The 19,019-nt window shown below is 60.1% G+C and carries 19 protein-coding genes; 13 read left to right on the top strand and 6 right to left on the bottom strand.

Annotation, left to right across the window (positions count from 1 at the left end; all coding sequences use genetic code 11):
- Positions 1–106: 106 nt before the first annotated feature.
- The 11 genes from PMI03_RS18975 to PMI03_RS18925 all read left to right on the top strand — a co-directional run bounded on the left by PMI03_RS18975 (position 107) and on the right by PMI03_RS18925 (position 10,630).
- The gene (locus tag PMI03_RS18975; protein ID WP_007696357.1) at positions 107–949 is read left to right on the top strand and encodes an RNA methyltransferase; all 843 of its coding nucleotides are present in this window, start codon (positions 107–109) and stop codon (positions 947–949) included.
- Positions 930–1,730 carry a glutamate racemase gene (gene murI, locus PMI03_RS18970; protein ID WP_007696355.1) on the top strand — a complete coding sequence of 267 codons (801 nt, stop codon included), beginning with the start codon at positions 930–932 and terminating at the stop codon, positions 1,728–1,730. Before PMI03_RS18975 ends, murI begins: the two co-directional genes overlap by 20 nt.
- A gap of 4 nt (positions 1,731–1,734) precedes the next feature.
- Positions 1,735–2,199 carry a GNAT family N-acetyltransferase gene (locus tag PMI03_RS18965; protein ID WP_007696353.1) on the top strand — a complete coding sequence of 155 codons (465 nt, stop codon included), beginning with the start codon at positions 1,735–1,737 and terminating at the stop codon, positions 2,197–2,199.
- 79 nt (positions 2,200–2,278) lie between these two features.
- Positions 2,279–3,424 (top strand): alpha-hydroxy acid oxidase, encoded by a 1,146-nt coding sequence (locus PMI03_RS18960; RefSeq protein ID WP_007696351.1) that lies wholly within the window; start codon positions 2,279–2,281, stop codon positions 3,422–3,424.
- Positions 3,425–3,563: 139 nt separating this feature from the next.
- Complete coding sequence (locus tag PMI03_RS18955; RefSeq protein ID WP_007696349.1) at positions 3,564–5,081, top strand: ATP-binding protein; 1,518 nt, start codon at positions 3,564–3,566, stop codon at positions 5,079–5,081.
- A gap of 220 nt (positions 5,082–5,301) precedes the next feature.
- Complete coding sequence (gene rpsD / locus PMI03_RS18950) at positions 5,302–5,919, top strand: 30S ribosomal protein S4 (protein WP_007696347.1); 618 nt, start codon at positions 5,302–5,304, stop codon at positions 5,917–5,919.
- 72 nt (positions 5,920–5,991) lie between these two features.
- Positions 5,992–6,921 carry a glutaminase gene (locus PMI03_RS18945; RefSeq protein WP_007696344.1) on the top strand — a complete coding sequence of 310 codons (930 nt, stop codon included), beginning with the start codon at positions 5,992–5,994 and terminating at the stop codon, positions 6,919–6,921.
- A gap of 59 nt (positions 6,922–6,980) precedes the next feature.
- Positions 6,981–7,853 carry a tRNA 2-thiocytidine(32) synthetase TtcA gene (ttcA, locus tag PMI03_RS18940; RefSeq protein ID WP_007696342.1) on the top strand — a complete coding sequence of 291 codons (873 nt, stop codon included), beginning with the start codon at positions 6,981–6,983 and terminating at the stop codon, positions 7,851–7,853.
- A gap of 93 nt (positions 7,854–7,946) precedes the next feature.
- The gene (locus PMI03_RS18935; RefSeq protein WP_007696340.1) at positions 7,947–8,774 is read left to right on the top strand and encodes an inositol monophosphatase family protein; all 828 of its coding nucleotides are present in this window, start codon (positions 7,947–7,949) and stop codon (positions 8,772–8,774) included.
- A 17-nt stretch (positions 8,775–8,791) separates the two neighbouring features.
- Complete coding sequence (locus PMI03_RS18930) at positions 8,792–9,616, top strand: inositol monophosphatase family protein (protein WP_007696337.1); 825 nt, start codon at positions 8,792–8,794, stop codon at positions 9,614–9,616.
- Positions 9,617–9,709: 93 nt separating this feature from the next.
- On the top strand, positions 9,710–10,630 hold the full coding sequence (locus PMI03_RS18925; RefSeq protein ID WP_007696335.1) for an adenylate/guanylate cyclase domain-containing protein: 921 nt from the start codon (positions 9,710–9,712) through the stop codon (positions 10,628–10,630).
- A 26-nt stretch (positions 10,631–10,656) separates the two neighbouring features.
- Here PMI03_RS18925 and PMI03_RS18920 read toward each other — a convergent pair whose 3' ends face one another.
- From PMI03_RS18920 to grxD, 3 genes are all read right to left on the bottom strand, one after another.
- Positions 10,657–11,937, bottom strand: a complete 1,281-nt coding sequence (locus PMI03_RS18920; protein ID WP_007696333.1) for a multidrug effflux MFS transporter — start codon at positions 11,935–11,937, stop codon at positions 10,657–10,659.
- Positions 11,938–11,950: 13 nt separating this feature from the next.
- Positions 11,951–13,183 carry a multidrug effflux MFS transporter gene (locus PMI03_RS18915; RefSeq protein WP_012651579.1) on the bottom strand — a complete coding sequence of 411 codons (1,233 nt, stop codon included), beginning with the start codon at positions 13,181–13,183 and terminating at the stop codon, positions 11,951–11,953.
- Positions 13,184–13,323: 140 nt separating this feature from the next.
- Entirely contained in the window at positions 13,324–13,659 is a 336-nt protein-coding gene (gene grxD / locus PMI03_RS18910) for a Grx4 family monothiol glutaredoxin (RefSeq protein ID WP_007696329.1), read from the bottom strand.
- Positions 13,660–14,036: 377 nt separating this feature from the next.
- Between grxD and PMI03_RS18905 the strand changes: the two genes are divergently transcribed.
- Positions 14,037–14,345, top strand: coding sequence for a hypothetical protein (locus PMI03_RS18905; protein WP_007696326.1), 309 nt, complete (start codon positions 14,037–14,039; stop codon positions 14,343–14,345).
- A 152-nt stretch (positions 14,346–14,497) separates the two neighbouring features.
- Complete coding sequence (locus tag PMI03_RS18900) at positions 14,498–15,697, top strand: membrane protein (RefSeq protein WP_039974400.1); 1,200 nt, start codon at positions 14,498–14,500, stop codon at positions 15,695–15,697.
- Here PMI03_RS18900 and PMI03_RS18895 read toward each other — a convergent pair.
- The 3 genes from PMI03_RS18895 to PMI03_RS18885 form a co-directional block, all read right to left on the bottom strand.
- The gene (locus PMI03_RS18895; protein ID WP_004108912.1) at positions 15,683–15,916 is read right to left on the bottom strand and encodes a BolA family protein; all 234 of its coding nucleotides are present in this window, start codon (positions 15,914–15,916) and stop codon (positions 15,683–15,685) included. The two genes, PMI03_RS18900 and PMI03_RS18895, sit on opposite strands and share 15 nt — an antisense overlap.
- A 17-nt stretch (positions 15,917–15,933) precedes the next feature.
- Positions 15,934–18,165 carry a phosphoribosylformylglycinamidine synthase subunit PurL gene (gene purL, locus PMI03_RS18890; protein ID WP_007696316.1) on the bottom strand — a complete coding sequence of 744 codons (2,232 nt, stop codon included), beginning with the start codon at positions 18,163–18,165 and terminating at the stop codon, positions 15,934–15,936.
- Positions 18,166–18,320: 155 nt separating this feature from the next.
- Positions 18,321–18,914, bottom strand: coding sequence for an acyloxyacyl hydrolase (locus tag PMI03_RS18885; protein ID WP_007696314.1), 594 nt, complete (start codon positions 18,912–18,914; stop codon positions 18,321–18,323).
- Between the last annotated feature and the right edge of the window lie 105 nt (positions 18,915–19,019).

The raw sequence follows: 19,019 nt of genomic DNA, 5'->3' as shown, positions 1-19,019 counted from the left end.
TTTCCGGACTGAACGGCTCGAGGCTCAAAAGTCTTGCCGATTGCCGCCTGTCTCGTTATTGCGACCTTGATTTGCGCGGTAAGGTGCGCGCGTGGGGAAAGGCGTCATGGCAGGCACGAATAGCGAGCGTCAACTTCTGGCCGAAGGGCCGGCCGTCATTCTGGTCGAGCCGCAGATGGGCGAGAATATCGGTATGGTGGCGCGCGCCATGGCGAATTTCGGCCTCGCCGAGCTTCGCCTCGTCAACCCGCGCGACGGCTGGCCGAACGAACGGGCGCAGGCGACCGCCTCCAAGGCCGATCACATCATCGAAGCGACCAAGGTCTACGACACGCTGGAGCAGGCGGTCGCCGATCTCAATTTCGTCTATGCGACGACGGCGCGCGAGCGTGACGGCTTCAAGCCGGTGCGGTCGCCGGTGGTTGCCGCCGAGACGCTTCGGGCGAGATTCAAGGCGGGCGAAGGTACCGGCATCCTTTTCGGTCGCGAACGCTGGGGGCTGACGAACGAGGAAGTTGCGCTGGCCGACGAGATCGTGACCTTTCCCGTCAATCCCGCCTTCGCCTCGCTGAACATCGCTCAGGCCGTGCTGCTGATGTCCTATGAATGGATGAAGACCGGCATGGAAGATGTCGCCGCCGTGCCGTTCCAGGCGATGGAGCAGCGGCCCTCGACCAAGGAGCAGCTCTTCGGTCTGTTCGATCAGCTAGAAGAGGCGTTGGATGCGCGCAACTATTTCCATCCTGCCGGGAAAAAGCCCAAAATGATCGACAATCTGCGCGCAGTCCTCTCGCGCCGGGCGTTTACCGAACAGGAAATCAGCGTCTTGCGCGGCGTGATCTCGTCCCTCGACCGCTTCACGCGAAAATCTCCGCGCGGCAGCGGCTCGCATCCCAGATCCTCCGCTGCACCGAAGGAACCCACAAGCGATGACAGCAACGGCGAATGAGCTGAAACCGGTCCTGATGTTCGATTCGGGCATTGGTGGCCTGACGGTGCTGCGCGAGGCGAGGGTGTTGATGCCGGAGCGCGGTTTCATCTATGTCGCCGACGATGCCGGTTTTCCCTATGGCGACTGGGAAGAGCAGGCGCTGCGCGAGCGCATCGTTGGTCTCTTCGCCAAGCTTTTGGCGGATTACGATCCGGAAATCTGCATCATCGCCTGCAATACCGCCTTCACGCTTGTCGGCGCCGATTTGCGCGCCGCTTTCCCGCAAATGACCTTCGTCGGCACGGTGCCGGCCATCAAGCCGGCGGCGGAGCGGACACGGTCCGGTCTGGTCTCGGTCCTGGCGACGCCGGGCACCGTCAAGCGCGCCTATACGCGCGATCTCATCCAGTCCTTCGCGACGCAATGCCATGTCCGGCTCGTCGGCTCGGAAAATCTGGCACGCATAGCGGAGGCCTATATTCGCGGCGGCACAGTTTCCGACGATGCGGTGCTCGCCGAGGTCGGCCAGTGCTTTGTCGAGATGGATGGCCGCAAGACCGATATCGTCGTGCTTGCCTGCACGCATTATCCCTTCATGGCCAATATCTTCCGCAGGCTTGCGCCCTGGCCGGTCGATTGGCTCGATCCTGCCGAGGCGATCGCGCGCCGCGCCCGCAGCCTGGTGCCGCAGGTGGCCGATGCCGTTCATCCCGACACTTACGATTTCGCCGTCTTCACCTCCGGCACGCCGGATTTTCCGACAAGACGGCTGATGCAGGGCTTTGGGTTGAGGGCATAACGATATGGCTGGCACGATTTCATTGCGGAAACTCGATCTCGTTGACATGCCGGCTGCGGCTGGGGTCCATCGAGCCGCCTTCGACGACCGGCTTCCAACGCTGTCGGGGCTTCACACGTCGGAAGAGGATGTCGGCTTCTGGAGCGCGGTCGTCTTCAAGGATTGCCAGATATGGGGCGCGGAAGAGGGTGGTCGCCTCGTCGGCGTCATCGCCTTTCTCGAGGATTGGATCGATCAGCTCTACGTCCTGCCCGAGGCACAGGGTCGCGGTATCGGCACCAGATTGCTGGAGGTCGCGAAAGCCGCCTATCCGTCGCTTTCGCTCTGGACATTTCAGCGAAATGTCGCGGCACGCCATTTTTACGAGAAACACGGCTTCTTGGTTGTTGACGAGTCGGACGGGGCGGGCAATGAGGAGAAGGAGCCTGACGTGCTCTATAAGTGGGAAGCACGGTTGCATCGCTTATAGAGCAGTGTGAGGGCGGTATTGGGAGGACGATATTTGATGCCTTTTGAAAAGCATTGCGGTTTCACCGTCGAGGCAAATCATGCGCCTCACTGATTGCTATAATTTCCATGATTTCCGAGCCTTGGCGAAAAGCCGTCTTCCAGGTCCGATTTTCAACTACATCGATGGCGCTGCCGACGACGAAGTGACGCTTCGCCGGAACACGACAAGCTTCGAAAACTGCGATCTAGTTCCTAATGTCCTGCGTGGCGTCAGCAGCGTGGATATGTCCGTCACGGTGATGGGGCAGAAACTGGCAACGCCGTTCTACTGCTCGCCGACGGCCTTGCAGCGGCTCTTCCACCATCAGGGCGAAAACGCGGTTGCGGCCGCGGCGTCTTCCATGGGCACCATGTTCGGCGTCTCCTCGCTCGGCACGGTCAGCCTTGAAGAGGTACGCAAGAAGCATCAGGGACCGCAGGTCTACCAATTCTACTTTCATAAGGATCGTGGGCTTAACCGCGCCATGATGCAGCGGGCGAAGGATGCCGGCGTCAATGTGATGATGTTGACTGTCGACAGCATCACCGGGGGGAACCGCGAGCGCGACCTGCGCACCGGTTTCTCCATTCCCTTCAAGCTCAACCTTGCTGGCCTGGCGCAATTCGCCATGAAGCCAGCATGGGGCTTGAACTATGTCACCCACGAGAAATTCCGTCTGCCGCAGCTCGACGAGCATGTGGACATGAGCGGCGGGGCGATGTCGATCGGCAAATATTTCACCGAAATGCTCGATCCTTCGATGAATTGGGATGATGTTGCCGAAATGGTACGGCATTGGGGTGGGCAATTCTGCCTCAAGGGCGTGATGTCCGTGGAGGATGCCAAGCGCGCCGTCGAGATCGGATGCACCGGTATCGTGCTCTCCAACCATGGCGGGCGGCAGCTGGACGGCTCGCGCTCAGCCTTCGATCAGCTGGCCGAAATCGTCGATGCGGTTGGCGACCGGATCGACGTGATGATGGATGGCGGCATTCAGCGCGGGACGCATGTGCTGAAGGCACTGTCGCTCGGCGCCAAAGCTGTCGGCGTCGGACGGTTCTATCTCTATCCGCTGGCGGCTGCGGGCCAGCCGGGTGTCGAACGGGCACTTGGCATGCTGCGCACCGAGATCGAGCGCGGCATGAAGCTCATGGGCTGCACGACGGTCGATCAGCTATCACGCGCCAACCTGCGTTTCCGGTAGAGGGGCGACCGGATTGCATTCCCCTGTGGGTTTCTGAAATCCGTTCGCGAAAGCCGCAGAAATCTTTGATAGACGGAAGCGCCCCGTTTCTGAAAGATGGGCGCTTCCACATCTGAGTCTTGTCAAAAGGGGTATTGCATTGCAGGTCGGCATCGACATGGGAACGGCGTCCGGCGGGACCAGCGCCCAACTCGATATCGAGGAACTGCTGGCAACCCGTCTGCTCGTACAGGGCAATTCCGGCTCTGGAAAATCGCATCTGCTGCGGCGTCTGCTGGAGCAATCCGCGCAGTGGGTGCAGCAGGTCATCATCGATCCCGAGGGCGATTTCGTCACGCTGGCCGACAAGTTCGGCCATGTGGTGGTCGATGGCGAGCGCACCGAGGCTGAGCTTGCCGGCATCGCCAACCGTATCCGTCAGCATCGTGTTTCCTGCGTCCTGACGCTGGAGGGGCTTGATATCGAGCAGCAGATGCGCGCCGCCGCCGCCTTCCTCAACGGCATGTTCGATGCCGAGCGCGAATATTGGTATCCGGTGCTTGTTGTTGTCGACGAAGCGCAGATGTTCGCGCCGTCGGTTGGTGGCGATGTCTCGGAAGACGCGCGCAAGATGTCGCTCGGCGCTATGACCAACTTGATGTGCCGCGGCCGTAAGCGTGGTCTCGCGGGCGTTATTGCCACGCAGCGCCTGGCGAAGCTTGCCAAGAACGTAGCTGCCGAAGCCTCGAACTTCCTGATGGGCCGCACCTTTCTCGATATCGACATGGCGCGTGCCGCCGATCTGCTCGGCATGGATCGCCGGCAAGCGGAAATGTTCCGCGACCTGAAGCGCGGCAATTTCGTCGCGCTCGGTCCGGCCTTGTCGCGCCGGCCGCTGCCGATCACCATCGGTAACGTCGAAACCTCGGCGCGTTCCTCCAGCCCCAAGCTGATGCCGCTGCCGGATGCGCCGCAGGATGTCGAGGATCTGATCTTCACGCCGGACCCGGAGGAATTTTCGAGGCCGGTCGTTCGCCGCACCACGCCCGCGCCGCGTCCGACGACGGATATTCTGGCCGAACTTTCCCGTTCCACGCCTGCCGCCAGCGCGGCGCCTGCCGAACCGAGGGTGAGCCAGCCGGAATTGTCGACGGAAGATCGCGAGGCGCGGGTAGGTGCCGTGCTTTCTGAAATTCTCGACGATCCAGCCTCGGGTTTTCGAACGGATTCAGTGCTCTATCAGGAATTCCTCGTACGGCTGCGCATGCGCCGGGTGCCGGGCGTGCCGATGGCCCTGTCGGAATTCCGACGCCGTGTGGCGATCGTGCGCTCCGGTGCCGACGAGGCCACCATGGCGACCGAGGCCTGGGGCACGGCCATTTCGCTCTCCTCTGGCGTTACAGACGATCTGCAAGGTGTGTTCCTGATGCTCGCCAAGGCGGCCATCTGCGGCGAGCCCTGTCCTTCCGACGCACGCATCGCACGGGCCTACGGCACCCATTCCGCCCGCCGTGCCCGACGGCTGCTCAGCTATTTTGAGGAGCAGGGCAGTGTTGTTGTTCACACGGATTTCTCAGGGAAACGCATCGTCGCCTTCCCGGATATCGGCAGCCAGACCGCGCCGGGCGATGCCAATGCGCCTGATATCGATGGTGGCGATCAGGCGGCCGCTGAATAGGCATGTTATTGCCGTTCCCGCTGTTGACAATTTCATGACGACCCCTTACAGACCGCCCCAACGCCGGGCAGAAATGTCCGGTGTTTCACTGACATGTCCCGTGGCTCCTCCGTTCGCTAACGTGAGGAACCTGTCAGAGCTCGAAAACGGAGTTCAGAGGAGGGCGTGTTTCCTTCGCGGTTTGGCAACAAGCCGCTAAAACACTTTGAAAGGAAATGCGATGAGCAAGCGCGAATCGTCCAAGTACAAAATTGACCGCCGTATGGGCGAAAATATCTGGGGTCGTCCGAAGTCCCCGGTTAACCGTCGCGAATACGGCCCGGGCCAGCACGGCCAGCGCCGCAAGGGCAAGCTTTCGGACTTCGGTGTGCAGCTGCGCGCCAAGCAGAAGCTGAAGGGCTACTATGGCGATCTGCGCGAGAAGCAGTTCCGCGCCACCTTCGACGAAGCCAACCGCCGCAAGGGCGACACTTCGGAAAACCTGATCGGCCTGCTCGAATCGCGCCTCGACGCGATCGTCTACCGCGCCAAGTTCGTTCCGACCGTTTTCGCTGCCCGTCAGTTCGTCAACCATGGCCACGTCACGGTTAACGGCGTTCGCGTCAACATCGGTTCTTACCGCTGCAAGGCTGGCGACGTTATCGAAGTTCGCGAAAAGTCGAAGCAGCTCGTGATCGTTCTGGAATCGGTTTCGCTCGCAGAGCGTGACGTTCCGGACTACATCGAAGTTGACCACAACAAGATGGTTGCGACCTTCGCTCGCGTTCCGACCCTCGCTGACGTACCGTACGCAGTCGTCATGGAACCGCAGCTGGTCGTCGAATTCTATTCGCGTTAATCAGCGGATATCTTTCTTACGAATGGAAAAGCCGCTCCTTCTGGGCGGCTTTTTTTCTTTCTGGAGATCATCATGGCGGATTTGCAGGCAGTTCTCGATAGCATCCATGCTGAGCTTTCGCCGCGTCTCGGCGAGGGCAAGGTTGCGGACTATATTCCCGAGCTTGCCAAGGTCGATCCGAACCAATTCGGCATGGCGATCGCAACGGTGGATGGTAATATCCATAGCGTCGGCCATGCCGATGTGCCTTTCTCCATCCAGAGCATTTCCAAGGTTTTCATGCTGACGCTGGCGCTCGGCAAGGTGGGTGAGAGCCTGTGGAACAGGGTGGGCCGCGAGCCCTCCGGCACCGCGTTCAACTCCATCGTCCAGCTTGAGCGCGAAGAGGGGATTCCGCGCAATCCTTTCGTTAACGCCGGTGCGATCGCCGTCAGCGACGTCGTATTGTCGGGCCACGCGCCACGCGAGGCGATCGGCGAGCTTTTGCGCTTTGTGCGCTATGTCGCCGACGACGAGTCGATCACCATCGACGACAAGGTGGCACGCTCGGAGACGCAGACCGGATTCCGTAATTTCGCGCTCGCCAATTTCATGCGCGCCTACGGGAATATCGACCATCCCGTCGAACATGTGCTCGGCGTCTATTTCCATCAATGTGCCGTGTCGATGAGCTGCCAGCAGCTCGCCAAGGCTGGGCTTTATCTCGCGGCGCGCGGCACCAATCCGATCACCGGCCATTCCGTCGTTTCGCCGAAGCGGGCGCGGCGTATCAATGCGCTGATGCTGACCTGCGGTCATTATGACGGTTCCGGGGATTTCGCCTATCACGTCGGCTTGCCCGGCAAGAGCGGCGTTGGCGGCGGCATTCTGGCGGTGGCGCCGGGTATTGGCTCCATCGCGGTCTGGTCGCCGGGCCTCAACAAGGTCGGTAATTCGCAACTCGGCGCGGTGGCGCTGGAGATGCTTGCCGCGCGGACCGGCTGGTCGGTCTTCGGCGATTGATGCCGTGTCTTTGACTGCGCTTTCTGCTATCAGCGTGGCAAGGCCTGAGGGATGACAAGATGAATATCGCAACGACAGTGGCGGATGAATTCGATACTGAGGCGGAAGAAGGCGGTAATGCTGCCCATCCGCTGTTCGCCGACGCACCGCGTTCGGTCTCCTTCAACAAGCTGCGCAAGCGCCTGCTGCGTCAGGTGCGCCAGGCGCTCGACGATTTCCAGATGCTGAAGGGCCAGAAGCGCTGGCTGGTCGGCGTGTCCGGCGGCAAGGATTCCTATGGGCTGCTGTCGATCCTGCTCGATCTCAAATGGCGTGGCCTGCTGCCGGTGGAGCTGATCGCCTGCAATCTCGATCAGGGCCAGCCGAATTTCCCGAAGCATGTCTTGCCGGAATATCTGACGAAAATCGGCGTCGAACACCGCATTGAATATCGCGACACCTATTCGATCGTGAAGGAAAAGGTGCCGGCGGGTGCGACCTATTGCTCGCTCTGTTCGCGCTTGCGTCGCGGCAACCTCTATCGCATCGCCCGCGAAGAAGGGTGTGACGCGCTGGTACTTGGCCATCACCGCGAGGACATTCTCGAGACTTTCTTCATGAATTTCTTCCACGGCGGCCGATTGGCCTCGATGCCGGCGAAGCTTCTCAATGATGAGGGCGACCTGATGGTATTGCGCCCGCTCGCCTACGCCGCCGAGGACGATCTTGCCAAATTCGCCGCCGCCATGCAGTTTCCGATCATTCCCTGCGATCTCTGTGGCTCGCAGGACGGCCTGCAGCGCAATGCGATGAAAGAGATGCTTGGTGATATCGAGCGTCGCATGCCGGGCCGCAAGGATACGATGCTGCGGGCTCTGGCGCATGTGAACCCGTCGCATTTGCTCGATCCCAAGCTTTTCGATTTTGCGGCGTTGATGGCGCAAAAGCCCTAAGTCGTCGCCTGCACTCGATTTAATTGGTTTTGCCACAAGGCTGTCATCGAATCGGGCATAAGGGGAGCCATCCTCTTTCTGCAGAGATCATCGATGACCCTCTCCGATCCAGACTTCGACTATCTGATGGCGACCGTGGCCGAGGCTGCGGCGCTTGAAATCATGCCGCGCTTCCGCAATCTCGAAGCAGGCGATATTTCCGAAAAAACCTCCGCCGTCGATCTGGTAACGGAAGCCGATCTGTTGACGGAGAAGCGCATCACGGCGGCGCTGAAAGCACGCTTTCCCGGCGCGCTCGTGGTCGGCGAGGAAACCTACGAGGCGGATAGATCCGTCGTGCCGGCGCTGGCGCATGCGGACCTTGCCTTTGTCATCGATCCTGTCGACGGCACCTTCAATTTCGCGTCCGGCCTGCCGGTCTTCGGAACGATCCTCGCCGTCGTCGCCAAGGGCGAGACGATCGCCGGGATCATCCATGATTCTGTGCTCGGCGATACCGTTACCACTGTGAAAGGTGCCGGCACCTATTTGCGGCGGCGTAACGGGCAGGCAAGCCGGCTTGCAGTCGCCCCGGTCGTTCCATTGAGCGATATGACCGGCCTGATCTCCTGGAGCCATATGGACGAGCCGGACCGGTCCCGCATCAGCGCCAATATGGCGAAGATACGCATGGGGTTTGCGTTGAACTGCTCGGCCTATGAATATTGGATGGTTGCCTCCGGCAGGATCCATTTCATCGGCCATTCGAAACTGATGCCCTGGGATCATCTGGCCGGCGTGCTCGCGCACCAGGAAGCCGGTGGCTTCACGGCGAAATTTGACGGCACACCCTACCGGCCCGGCGAGACGACGGGTGGCATTATTTCGGCTCCGGATGAGGAAAGCTGGCGGATCATCCGCCGCGAGATCGTCGGCGCCTGACAGGAAAGGACTGCACCATGACATCACATGTTGACGTGACGACCCTTGCCGATCTGCTGCGCCAGGCGGCAAAGGCGGAGATCCTGCCGCGCTTCCGTAGACTTGGCAGCAATGACGTCCGCGCCAAGAGCGAGGCGACCGATCTGGTGACGGAAGCGGATGAACAGGCCGAGCGGATGATCAAGGCCGAGGTGGCGCGGTTGTGGCCCGAGGCGCTGTTTATCGGCGAGGAATCGGTTGCCGCCGATCCGGCGCTGCTCCACAAGCTGCAGGGCGCGGATCTGGCCATCATCGTCGATCCTGTCGACGGCACGTTCAATTTCGCCGCCGGCATTCCAGCATTCGGCGTCATGGCGTCGGTGGTTTCTAAGGGCGAGACCGTGGCGGGCATCATCTTCGACCCGATGGGCGATGATTGGGTGCTGGCCGAAAAGGGCGGTGGCGCGTGGCTGCGCCGGCCGAATGGCGAGGCGCAGCGCCTCTCCGTAGCAAAGCCAGTTGCCCTGGAGGAGATGGTCGGCATGGCCTCCACCGGTTATCTGCCGCCGGGCAAACGTGCCGAAATCCTGGGCAACCTCGCCAAGGTGCGGTTTATCACCAACTATCGCTGTGCGGCCCATGAATACCGCACCTTTGCCGGCGGGCATGTCCACTATCTCATGTACAATAAGCTCATGCCCTGGGATCACCTCGCTGGCGCGCTGATCTCCGAGGAAGCCGGCGCCTATGTCAGGTGCTTCGACGGTTCGTCCTATCTCCCGCATCATCTTGATGGCGGGTTGTTGGTTGCTGTGGACAAGCCGTCATGGGACCTGCTGCGGCAAGAGGTCTTCACCGTCTGAGATGGTGCCTCTTGGAAAGTCGTGGGCGCAGCGTTATCTTCACCCGCGACAGGCAACCGTCTTCTGGCGGAGTTTGCCGCTGGGATGAGGCCGATGTCCGAGACGAGCCGCAAGCTGACCACTATCTTCTGTGCCGACGTGCAGGATTATTCCCGCATGATGCGAAACGACGAGGAAGGCACGCTCGCAACGCTCAAACGATATCGCGATGCCATGGCGCGCCTCATCGAAGCGCATGGTGGTCGTGTCGTCAACACTTGGGGGGATGGGGTATTCGCCGAATTCCCCAGTGTTGTTGAGGCATTGCGCGCGGCGGTTGATGTCCAGAATGAACTCGCTGGCTACAATGCAAAAAGCGATCCGGATACGCAGATGCTGTTTCGCATCGGGCTCAATCTCGGCGACGTGATTGCCGAAGGCAACGATCTTTATGGCGATGGCGTCAACATCGCCGCGCGCCTTCAGGCCTGCGCGGCGGCTGGCGGCATCGTGATTTCCAACACGGTTTATGACCAGGTTCGCAACAAGGTTGCTGTCGGCTTCGATTTTCTTGGCCAGCTGGAGGTCAAGAATATCGACGGCGGCGTGGCGAGCTATGCTGTGCGGATCGGCGCGCCGCAGGCGGCCAGTGCCTCGCCGGAGCCTCGCAGCATTCGTGAAGAGGTTCGAGCTCCAGCGGCGGCGAACGCCGGACCTGCTGCGGGATTCGCCCAGGTTTACGGTACGCTGGCGGTGGCTGCGATTGCCGTGCTGGCGGTCAACGCATTCACCTGGCATGGCGATTTTTGGGCAAGATGGCCCTTGCTCGGTCTTGCCTTCGCCGCAGGCCTACGATGGGCACGAACGAACAGGCAGATAGATTCTCAGCTTGCCACTTTCGCCGTGATCGGTGTCGGTCTCATCGGCATCAACCTTCTGTCCTGGCGTGGAACGCCGTGGGCAATATGGCCACTGCTGGGCTTGGCCATCGTTGCCGCTATGCGCTGGGTCAGGCGTCCGCGCGGCGACATTTGATTAGCCGCCGCACCGGAGATCCCTGATCAGACGTGACCAATGCCGGGCTCCAGCTTCGGGCTGTCGCCGGGATGGGTGAACAGCTTGCCTCTTTCCGCCCAAAGCGTCGCAAGGATCGATAGCGCACCGAAAATGGTGAAGCCGGCGATTAACGGCTGGGGCGTACCGTTGAACATCTGGCCGACAATGCCGCCAAGAATCACGCCGCCGGTGGTGGAAACCGAGCTGGTTATGGAGGCGGCAGTTCCCGCCAGATGTCCCATCGGCTCGAGGCTGATGGCCATGATATTGGTGGTGATGACCGCAAACATCATCAGCATCACCGAGATCAGAACATAGGTGAACACGAAACTCGGCATGCCGGCCATTCCGACGACATAGCCGAAGGCTCCAAGCAATGTGAAGATGATCATGGCGGCATGGGAGATGCGCCGCATGCCGAAGCTGCGAACGAAATAGCCGTTGGCGAACTGCGCAACCGCTGTGCCCGCCGCTGTCGCGGCGAAGGCGATCGGAAACCACTCGCCGAGGCCATAGACCTCGCCGAACACCTGCTGAACCGAGACGATGTAGGCGCAGATAACGGCGGTATAGAGCGTCAGGCCGATCATGTAGCCGCAGGTGATGCGGTTGGTCAGCACCGTCTTGAAGCCGGATATGACCGAACTGACGGAGAGCGGCAGTCGCTCATCGTCCGGCAGTGTCTCCTTCATCCGAAAGAATGCGATAAGAAGGAGAATAGCGCTGGTGATGCCGAGCGCGATAAAGATCCATTGCCAGTTCGAATAGGCGACGATCAGCTGACCGACGGCAGGCGCGACCATCGGCATGATCATGAAAACGATGGTGACGTAGGACATGACCTGCGCCATTTCGCGGCCGCCGAAGCAATCGCGCACGATTGCCAGCGTGGTGATCCGCACGGCTGCGGCGCCAACGCCCTGGGTGAAGCGCAGCACCAGTAGCATGGTCAGGCTACCGCTCCAGGCGGCGGCAAACAGCGCCACCGTATAGAAGGCAAGACCGCCCAGCAGGATATTCCGCCGGCCATAGGCGTCGGCCAGGCTGCCGAAAAATAGCTGGCAGATGCCGAAGCCGAGAAAGTAGACGGCAATGACCATCTGCGTGTCGTTGGGATTGGCGACTGCCAGCGAATGGCCGATATTCGGCAAGGCCGGCAGCATGCTGTCGATGCCGAGTGAAATGCTCGCCGTCATCAGTGCGATGATGATGACGAATTCGACGATGCCGAGGCCGATACGCGCGGAGCCGGTGGGCTCCGCTGATTTTGCTTGGGGCGGGATCATGTAAAAATGCCTGTCAATGAAGGGCGAGGGATTGATCGGCCGGCGGTGGCGCATTGTGTGGCTGGAAGAGGCGTCCCTTCTCGGCAATCAGCACGAAGACGATGCCGATCAGTGAGACGGTGAAGTAGCCGACGACCATTGGCGTTGCCGTGCCGTTGAAATACTGGCCAATGCCGGCACCAATCGATGCGCCGCCGACCGTGCTCATGAAACCGAGTACGGAGGAGGCGGTGCCTGCGACATGGCCGAGCGGCTCCATCGCCAGCGAATTGAAATTCGAGCCGATCAGGCCGAATTGGAACATCGCCAGCGCGAAAAAGACCATGAACAGCGGGAAGGGCATCGGCGCGGGGCCGTAAAGCTGCACTATCAACCAGATGAAGGTGACGAGGCAGAAGCCGAAGAGTGCCCCATGCGACAGCCGCCGCATGCCGAAGCGGCCGACGAGCTGCGAATTGATGAAGGACGACAGGGCCATGAACACCGCCACGCCGCCAAAGGCGACGGGTGTGTAGACGCCCAGTCCATAAATGCCGCTATAGATCTGCTGTGCCGAATTGATGAAGCCGAACAGCGCGCCGAACAGGAAGGTGCTGGCGAGCGTATAGCACAGCGCGACACGGTTCGTGAGAACCATGCGGAAGCCAGCAGCGACGGACTTTACGGTCAGGGGCCGGACATTCTCTGGCTTCAGTGTTTCCGGCAGGCGGAAATACATCCAGATGCCAACGAGGGTCGCCATGGTGGCGATGAAGACGAAGATCATGTGCCAGGTGCTCACCAGCATGATGATCTGGCCGCTTCCCGGCGCAATGACTGGAACGATCATGAAGACCATCATGATCAGCGACATGACCTCGGCCATCTGGCGGCCGCCGAAGATGTCGCGGACGATGGAAATGGTGATGACGCGCGTTGCCGCCGAGCCTAGGCCCTGGATGAAGCGGAGGGCAAGCAGGCCCGCAAAGGACGGGATGAGTGCGATGCCGAAAGCGGAGACGATGAAGACGATAAGGCCGATCAGCAGCGGCAGGCGGCGGCCGAATCGGTCCGACAAGGGGCCATAGAAAAGCTGCGCCGAACCGAAACCGATCAGATAGGCGGTCACCACATATTGACGGTGGTTCTCGTTTTCGACGCCCAGGGAGGAGCCGATCTGCTGAAGGGCGGGAAGCATGATGTCGATCGCCAGCGAGTTGATCGCCATCAGAAAAGCCGCAAGCGCTATGAACTCGCGTTTGCCCATGGGCAATTGCCAATGGGACATGGCTGGGGATGGGTTCGTCACGGTTTTATTCCCATAAACATATCAAGGCGCTACCCGGCGGCAGCGCCTTATCAATCGAATTGGACTATGGAAACCGGACGAGAGTGCCCGGTGACCGGTCAGGCGGCGCCGCGAACGCTGATGCCGTGTTCCTGAAGATGCTGCTGCAACTCGCCCGCCTGGAACATTTCGCGCACGATGTCACAGCCGCCGATGAACTCGCCCTTCACGTAGAGCTGAGGAATCGTGGGCCAATTGGAATAGTCCTTGATGCCCTGGCGAATTTCCGCGTCAGCCAGAACGTTGACACTCTTATAGTCCACGCCGATGTAGTCGAGGATCTGGACCACCTGGCCCGAGAAACCACATTGCGGGAACTGTGGGGTGCCCTTCATGAAGAGAACGACATCGTTGGTCTTCACTTCATTTTCGATGAATTCGTTGATGCCGCTCATATTCCAGTCCTTTCACATGCGGGGTCAAGGTCCGCAGCTCCAAATCTTTTCCTTAAATAGCAAGGAGAAGGTTCGATTTCCAGCCGCAATAATGTGCCCGAATGTTTTTCATCGCATGAATGGGCTTTCGCGCAACATTGGTCCCGAATAATGGCGCCACGTTGGAATTATCACCTTTTTTTGAACAGTGCGTTTTGAAATCGCTTCTTCAACTCGGAAACCGAACAACACATATAGAAAGAAGCAAGGGACGCTTAATATTACGCTGCTGGGTTTTTTAGATTCGGTGGCGAGAGAGTTTTTGAGGCGCGTCTGTAGGGGCGTGCATGACGGGTACCTGTCCCCTTGCGAGCATTGCATTTTAGGGAGTGGGTATCATGAGCCATCATCACTATTCTGACGGCCAGGTCGGCGAGGAACGCGATTTTTACGGTTCCAGCGAGACGAGCGACGGCGAGCGGGAATATTATGAGCATGTCCGAACCCCCAAGGCATCGATACTGAATAGCGCTGTCACGGTCAGCGCCATCGTTCTTATGCTCAGTATTGCCTTTGGTTACCGTGCGACGACCACGACAGCGGCGCCGCAGGTTCAGCCGCAGCCCCAGGCGATCCATAGGATCATGACCGCGCCGCCGGCCGATCCCTGCGCCGATTACTCGCCCTATTCAGGCCGGGAGTGCTGACGTAGCTGACGTAGAGGCTTCCTTAATCATGCCGTGAGAACTTCTTCGCCAGTTTTCATCGCGGTCTGCCATGAAAAAGCCGGCTGGCCATGATGTTGGCGGTCTCTGATATCGATGCGATGCCGTCCGTGCGCCGGGGAACCAAGTACATTATGCGTAACGTTGAAAAGAGGGTGGTCCTTCACTTCCCTGGCTTTGAGCCTTTGGATGCGTCCTTGCATAGGGCGCGTTATGAGCGTTCGGCGAAGCAAAGTGCCGCCGCATGGGATTTTTCGGTGGCCGTCGATTCGTTGCAAAACTTCGGCAGGGCGCCGTATTTCGATGTGAATTCCAAGGGCGCGGATTGGCAGACCCATAGCCGCGTCCATATCCTCGATCACAATGATCTGGTCGCAAAGCTCAATGGCAGGCCGTTTTTCACGCGACTGCGGCAAGGCTATCTCGCAGCCGGGAGGGTTGTGGCCTCCGGTGGCATGACGGGCTATTTCCGGCACGCTTGGCGCTTCGGTCTCTTTTTTATCTTCCCGTTCCTGTTGATGCTGGTCGGGCTGCTCTTCAGCCTGTCCATCGCCGTTCTGCCCTCTCTCCTCGGGCTTCCGTCCTGGAGCCATATCGGCAGCATCGCGCTGGCGGTGGCCTTCTTCATCTACGTCTTCCTGCCCCAGGCCGAGCGGCTGCACACGCTGCATCTCTTCGCCGACTGGGAGATGGCTGTCGCCATGGCGGGGCTGAATGGCATTGGCGCCGAGCAATGGATCGAAGCCTGTGCTATCAGCGCGCGTCAGGCGCTTGATGAGCCGGTGGATGAGTATGTCATTTCCTCGCACAGCATGGGATCGAGTGTTGCCGCGCATGTGATCGGGCTGTTGCTCGAACGGGAGCCGGCGCTGTTTCAGGGCAAACGCATCGTGTTCACGACACTTGGCAGCGCCATCCTGCAATGTGCATTGATGCGGCCGGCCGTGACGCTGCGTTCGCGAGTAGGCCTATTGGCCCGTTGTCAGGAGATCTTCTGGCTCGACGTTCACTGTCTGACGGATGCGATCCATTTCTACAAAGCCAAAGTCGCCGCGGTCTGCGGACATGCTGATGCGCCGCAGGCCACGATCCAGTTCATTCGCTTCAAGAAGATGCTGTCGTCGAAGCACTATGCCAAGATCAAGCGCGATTTCCTGCGCGTACACCGGCAATATGTGCTCGGACCGGATGTCCGAGCTCCCTTCGATTTCACGCTTCTGACGGCCGGGCCGTTGCCGGCATCCAGTTTTGCTGCGTTCACGCAGACAGATATGCCGGAGCTGGCTTTCGGCCCCGGCAGTGACAGCGTCCGGATTTCCTCAGTCGGGCGCTGAGGTCTGCAGCGCGAGGGCGTGCAGCACGCCGCCCATATTGCCCTTCAATGCGTCATAGACCATCTGGTGCTGCTGCACGCGGCTCTTGCCACGGAAGGCTTCGGCCACGACTTCGGCGGCATAATGATCGCCATCCCCGGCCAGGTCGCGAATCGTCACCTTGGCACCGGGAATGCCGGCCTTGATCATGTCTTCGATATCGCCGGGATTCATTGGCATCAGTGATTTACCTCATTCTATTCGGCAGCAGCGAGCGCGCTGCCATCCATGAAGGCAGGAAACCACGATTCATGCGCCTGACGCAACTGCTGAACGGAAACGGAAAGCAGGCCGTCAATGGCAAGCGCGTCACCCTCGACTGTGCCGAGACGACGGAAAGGCACACCGGCGCTTTCGGCGTTGATGCAGACGAAATCGGCGACATCGGCGGGCACGGCAATGACATAGCGCGCCTGATCCTCACCGAAAAGCAGGGCATGCGATAGGCCCTTGCACTCTCCAAGATCGATGTTCAGGCCCTTGCCCGAGGCCATGGCCATTTCGGCGAGTGCCAGCCCGAGACCGCCCGACGAAATGTCGTGGCAGGCGGTGACCTGGCCATTGCGGATGGCGGAGCGGACGAAATCGCCGTTGCGGCGTTCGGCGAAGAGATCGACCTCCGGGGCCGGACCGTCCGTCGAGCCGAGGATATCGCGCAAATAGATGGAAGAGCCGAGATGGCTGCCATCGACGCCGATCATAATAATGCGATCGCCTTCGGAGGCAGAACCAATACGTGCCATCGCCTGCCAATCCGGCAAGAGGCCAACACCGGCGATCGTCGGGGTTGGCAGGATCCCGACGCCGTTGGTCTCGTTATAGAGCGAGACATTGCCCGAGACGATCGGGAAGTCGAGCGCGCGGCAGGCTTCGCCGATGCCTTTGATGGCGCCGACGAGTTGACCCATGATCTCGGGCTTTTCCGGGTTGCCGAAATTCAGATTGTCAGTCGCGGCCAGCGGCTCAGCACCTGTCGCGGTGATGTTGCGCCAGCATTCGGCGACGGCCTGCTTGCCGCCTTCGAACGGATCGGCCTCGACATAGCGCGGCGTGACGTCGGAGGAGAAGGCAAGCGCCTTGGTCGGATGACCTTCGACGCGGACAACGCCGGCGTCGCCGCCCGGAAGCTGCAGGGAGTTGCCCTGGATCAGCGTATCATATTGTTCGTAAACCCAACGACGGCTGGACTGGTTGGCCGAGCCGACCAGCGACAGCAGTGTCTGGCCGTAATCTTCGGGGGCTGCGACGAGATTGGCGGACAGGGCGGCGCGCTTGTCGGCTTCGCGCCAGGGACGGTCATATTCCGGAGCCTGGTCGCCAAGATCCTTGATCGGCAGATTGGCGACTTCCTCGCCCTGATGGATGACGCGGAAGCGCAGGTCGTCGGTGGTCTTGCCGACGATGGCGAAATCCAGGCCCCACTTGACGAAGATCGCCTTGGCCACGGCTTCCTTTTCCGGCTGCAGCACCATGAGCATGCGCTCCTGGCTTTCCGACAGCATCATTTCATAGGCCGTCATCTGCTCTTCGCGCACCGGCACCTTGTCGAGATCGAGCTCGATGCCGAGGTCGCCCTTGGCGCCCATTTCGACGGCAGAGCAGGTGAGGCCGGCCGCACCCATGTCCTGGATGGCAATGACGGCGCCGGTCTGCATCAGCTCAAGGCAGGCTTCCAGCAGGCACTTTTCGGTGAAGGGGTCGCCGACCTGAACGGTAGGGCGCTTTTCTTCGATCGATTCGTCGAATTCCGCCGATGCCATGGTCGCGCCGCCGACACCGTCACGGCCGGTCTTGGCACCGAGATAGACGACCGGCAGGCCGACGCCCTTGGCTTCCGACAGGAAGATGGCGTTTGATTTCGCAAGGCCGGCCGCAAAGGCGTTGACGAGGATATTGCCGTTATAGCGCGCGTCGAACTCGACTTCGCCACCGACTGTCGGTACGCCGAAGGAATTGCCGTAACCGCCAACGCCGGCGACGACGCCGGAAACGAGGTGGCGGGTCTTAGGATGATCCGGCTCGCCGAAGCGCAGGGCGTTCATCGCCGCGATCGGGCGGGCGCCCATGGTGAAGACGTCGCGCAGGATGCCGCCGACGCCGGTCGCCGCACCCTGATAGGGCTCGATATAAGACGGATGGTTGTGGCTCTCCATCTTAAAGACAACGCAATCACCGTCATCGATGTCGACCACGCCTGCATTTTCGCCCGGTCCCTGAATGACGCGCGGTCCCTTGGTCGGCAAAGTGCGCAGCCACTTCTTCGAGGATTTATAAGAGCAGTGCTCGTTCCACATGGCCGAGAAGATGCCGAGCTCCGTAAAGGAGGGCTCGCGGCCGATCAGATCCAGAATGCGCTGATATTCGTCCGGCTTCAGGCCGTGGGCGGCAATCAGTTCCGGGGTGATCTGGATCGTATTCGAAAGGGTCATGGGCGCTCGAAGGTCCTTGCCTGTAAAGGGTTTGAAGGCCGGTCAGGGGATCGGGGTCTCTTTAGCGCATGTGAACCTGTCGCGCGACAGGAAAATGACCGCGATTCACAATAGGTAAATCGCGGGCGTGATCATTTGTGGCCGCTTGGCGGCGATCAGAACTTGTAGCCGACCAAGACGCCCACCCGCGTCATCCCGCCATTCGGACCATCGCAGAGATCGGCATGCGAGGAATGGGCAATTTGCGCCATCATGTTCCAATGGCTGTCGAAGTTATATCCAAGGCCTGCATATTCATGAAAGAGCAGGCGGCAGCCGAGCATCGGGCCGTGCTCGGTCCAGTCATCGAGGTTGCCGGTATGGATCGTGCCGCCGAGACCGACTTCGGTGAAGATGCCGTTGCTATGCGTGAGCGTCCAGGACAGACCGCCATAAACTTGCGTCGCCGAACCGGCTGTGCCGACGGAGGTTCCGAGATGGATACGCGGATGGGTCAGTTGATCCTTCCAATCCGCGGTCGGATTGTACCCGAACGGATTGAACAGCACCTGGACATCCGGGAAGACGCCCTTTTCATGGTCGTATCCGCTTTGAATAGACCCGCTCGCTCCGAAGCGCAGTTCATCAAATATCTTGTTGTCCGCGGCAGCCGCGGTTTCAGTAGCAGCGAAAATCGAGGCATTCATAATAAAAATTGCTGCGAGGCCGCTCTTGGTGAAGAGGCGACCGGAAATAGAAGCCGTAACCATGCACTCCCCCCAAATATGGCGAGCGAATCGCGTCGTATCGGGGGATCGTAGCACCCTCGAAATCGAGGTAAAGCGCATGTTGCTAAGTAGAGCTTATTTTGCGAG

It is taken from the genome of Rhizobium sp. AP16 (genome assembly GCF_000281735.1).
GTDB classification, from domain to species: domain Bacteria; phylum Pseudomonadota; class Alphaproteobacteria; order Rhizobiales; family Rhizobiaceae; genus Rhizobium; species Rhizobium rhizogenes.
This window is presented reverse-complemented; position numbering and strand designations above follow the sequence as displayed.

Bases quoted from the DNA above. Each gene is read 5' to 3' on its own strand.
- PMI03_RS18935 (WP_007696340.1), top strand. From the start codon at position 7,947: ATGACCCTCTCCGATCCAGACTTCGACTATCTGATGGCGACCGTGGCC.
- PMI03_RS18945 (WP_007696344.1), top strand. From the start codon at position 5,992: ATGGCGGATTTGCAGGCAGTTCTCGATAGCATCCATGCTGAGCTTTCG.
- PMI03_RS18925 (WP_007696335.1), top strand. From the start codon at position 9,710: ATGTCCGAGACGAGCCGCAAGCTGACCACTATCTTCTGTGCCGACGTG.
- rpsD (WP_007696347.1), top strand. From the start codon at position 5,302: ATGAGCAAGCGCGAATCGTCCAAGTACAAAATTGACCGCCGTATGGGC.
- PMI03_RS18960 (WP_007696351.1), top strand. From the start codon at position 2,279: ATGCGCCTCACTGATTGCTATAATTTCCATGATTTCCGAGCCTTGGCG.
- PMI03_RS18895 (WP_004108912.1), bottom strand. From the start codon at position 15,916: ATGCCAATGAATCCCGGCGATATCGAAGACATGATCAAGGCCGGCATT.
- ttcA (WP_007696342.1), top strand. From the start codon at position 6,981: ATGAATATCGCAACGACAGTGGCGGATGAATTCGATACTGAGGCGGAA.
- PMI03_RS18885 (WP_007696314.1), bottom strand. From the start codon at position 18,914: ATGGTTACGGCTTCTATTTCCGGTCGCCTCTTCACCAAGAGCGGCCTC.
- PMI03_RS18920 (WP_007696333.1), bottom strand. From the start codon at position 11,937: ATGATCCCGCCCCAAGCAAAATCAGCGGAGCCCACCGGCTCCGCGCGT.
- grxD (WP_007696329.1), bottom strand. From the start codon at position 13,659: ATGAGCGGCATCAACGAATTCATCGAAAATGAAGTGAAGACCAACGAT.
- PMI03_RS18965 (WP_007696353.1), top strand. From the start codon at position 1,735: ATGGCTGGCACGATTTCATTGCGGAAACTCGATCTCGTTGACATGCCG.
- PMI03_RS18915 (WP_012651579.1), bottom strand. From the start codon at position 13,183: ATGGGCAAACGCGAGTTCATAGCGCTTGCGGCTTTTCTGATGGCGATC.
- PMI03_RS18930 (WP_007696337.1), top strand. From the start codon at position 8,792: ATGACATCACATGTTGACGTGACGACCCTTGCCGATCTGCTGCGCCAG.
- PMI03_RS18900 (WP_039974400.1), top strand. From the start codon at position 14,498: ATGCGTAACGTTGAAAAGAGGGTGGTCCTTCACTTCCCTGGCTTTGAG.
- PMI03_RS18975 (WP_007696357.1), top strand. From the start codon at position 107: ATGGCAGGCACGAATAGCGAGCGTCAACTTCTGGCCGAAGGGCCGGCC.
- murI (WP_007696355.1), top strand. From the start codon at position 930: ATGACAGCAACGGCGAATGAGCTGAAACCGGTCCTGATGTTCGATTCG.
- purL (WP_007696316.1), bottom strand. From the start codon at position 18,165: ATGACCCTTTCGAATACGATCCAGATCACCCCGGAACTGATTGCCGCC.
- PMI03_RS18905 (WP_007696326.1), top strand. From the start codon at position 14,037: ATGAGCCATCATCACTATTCTGACGGCCAGGTCGGCGAGGAACGCGAT.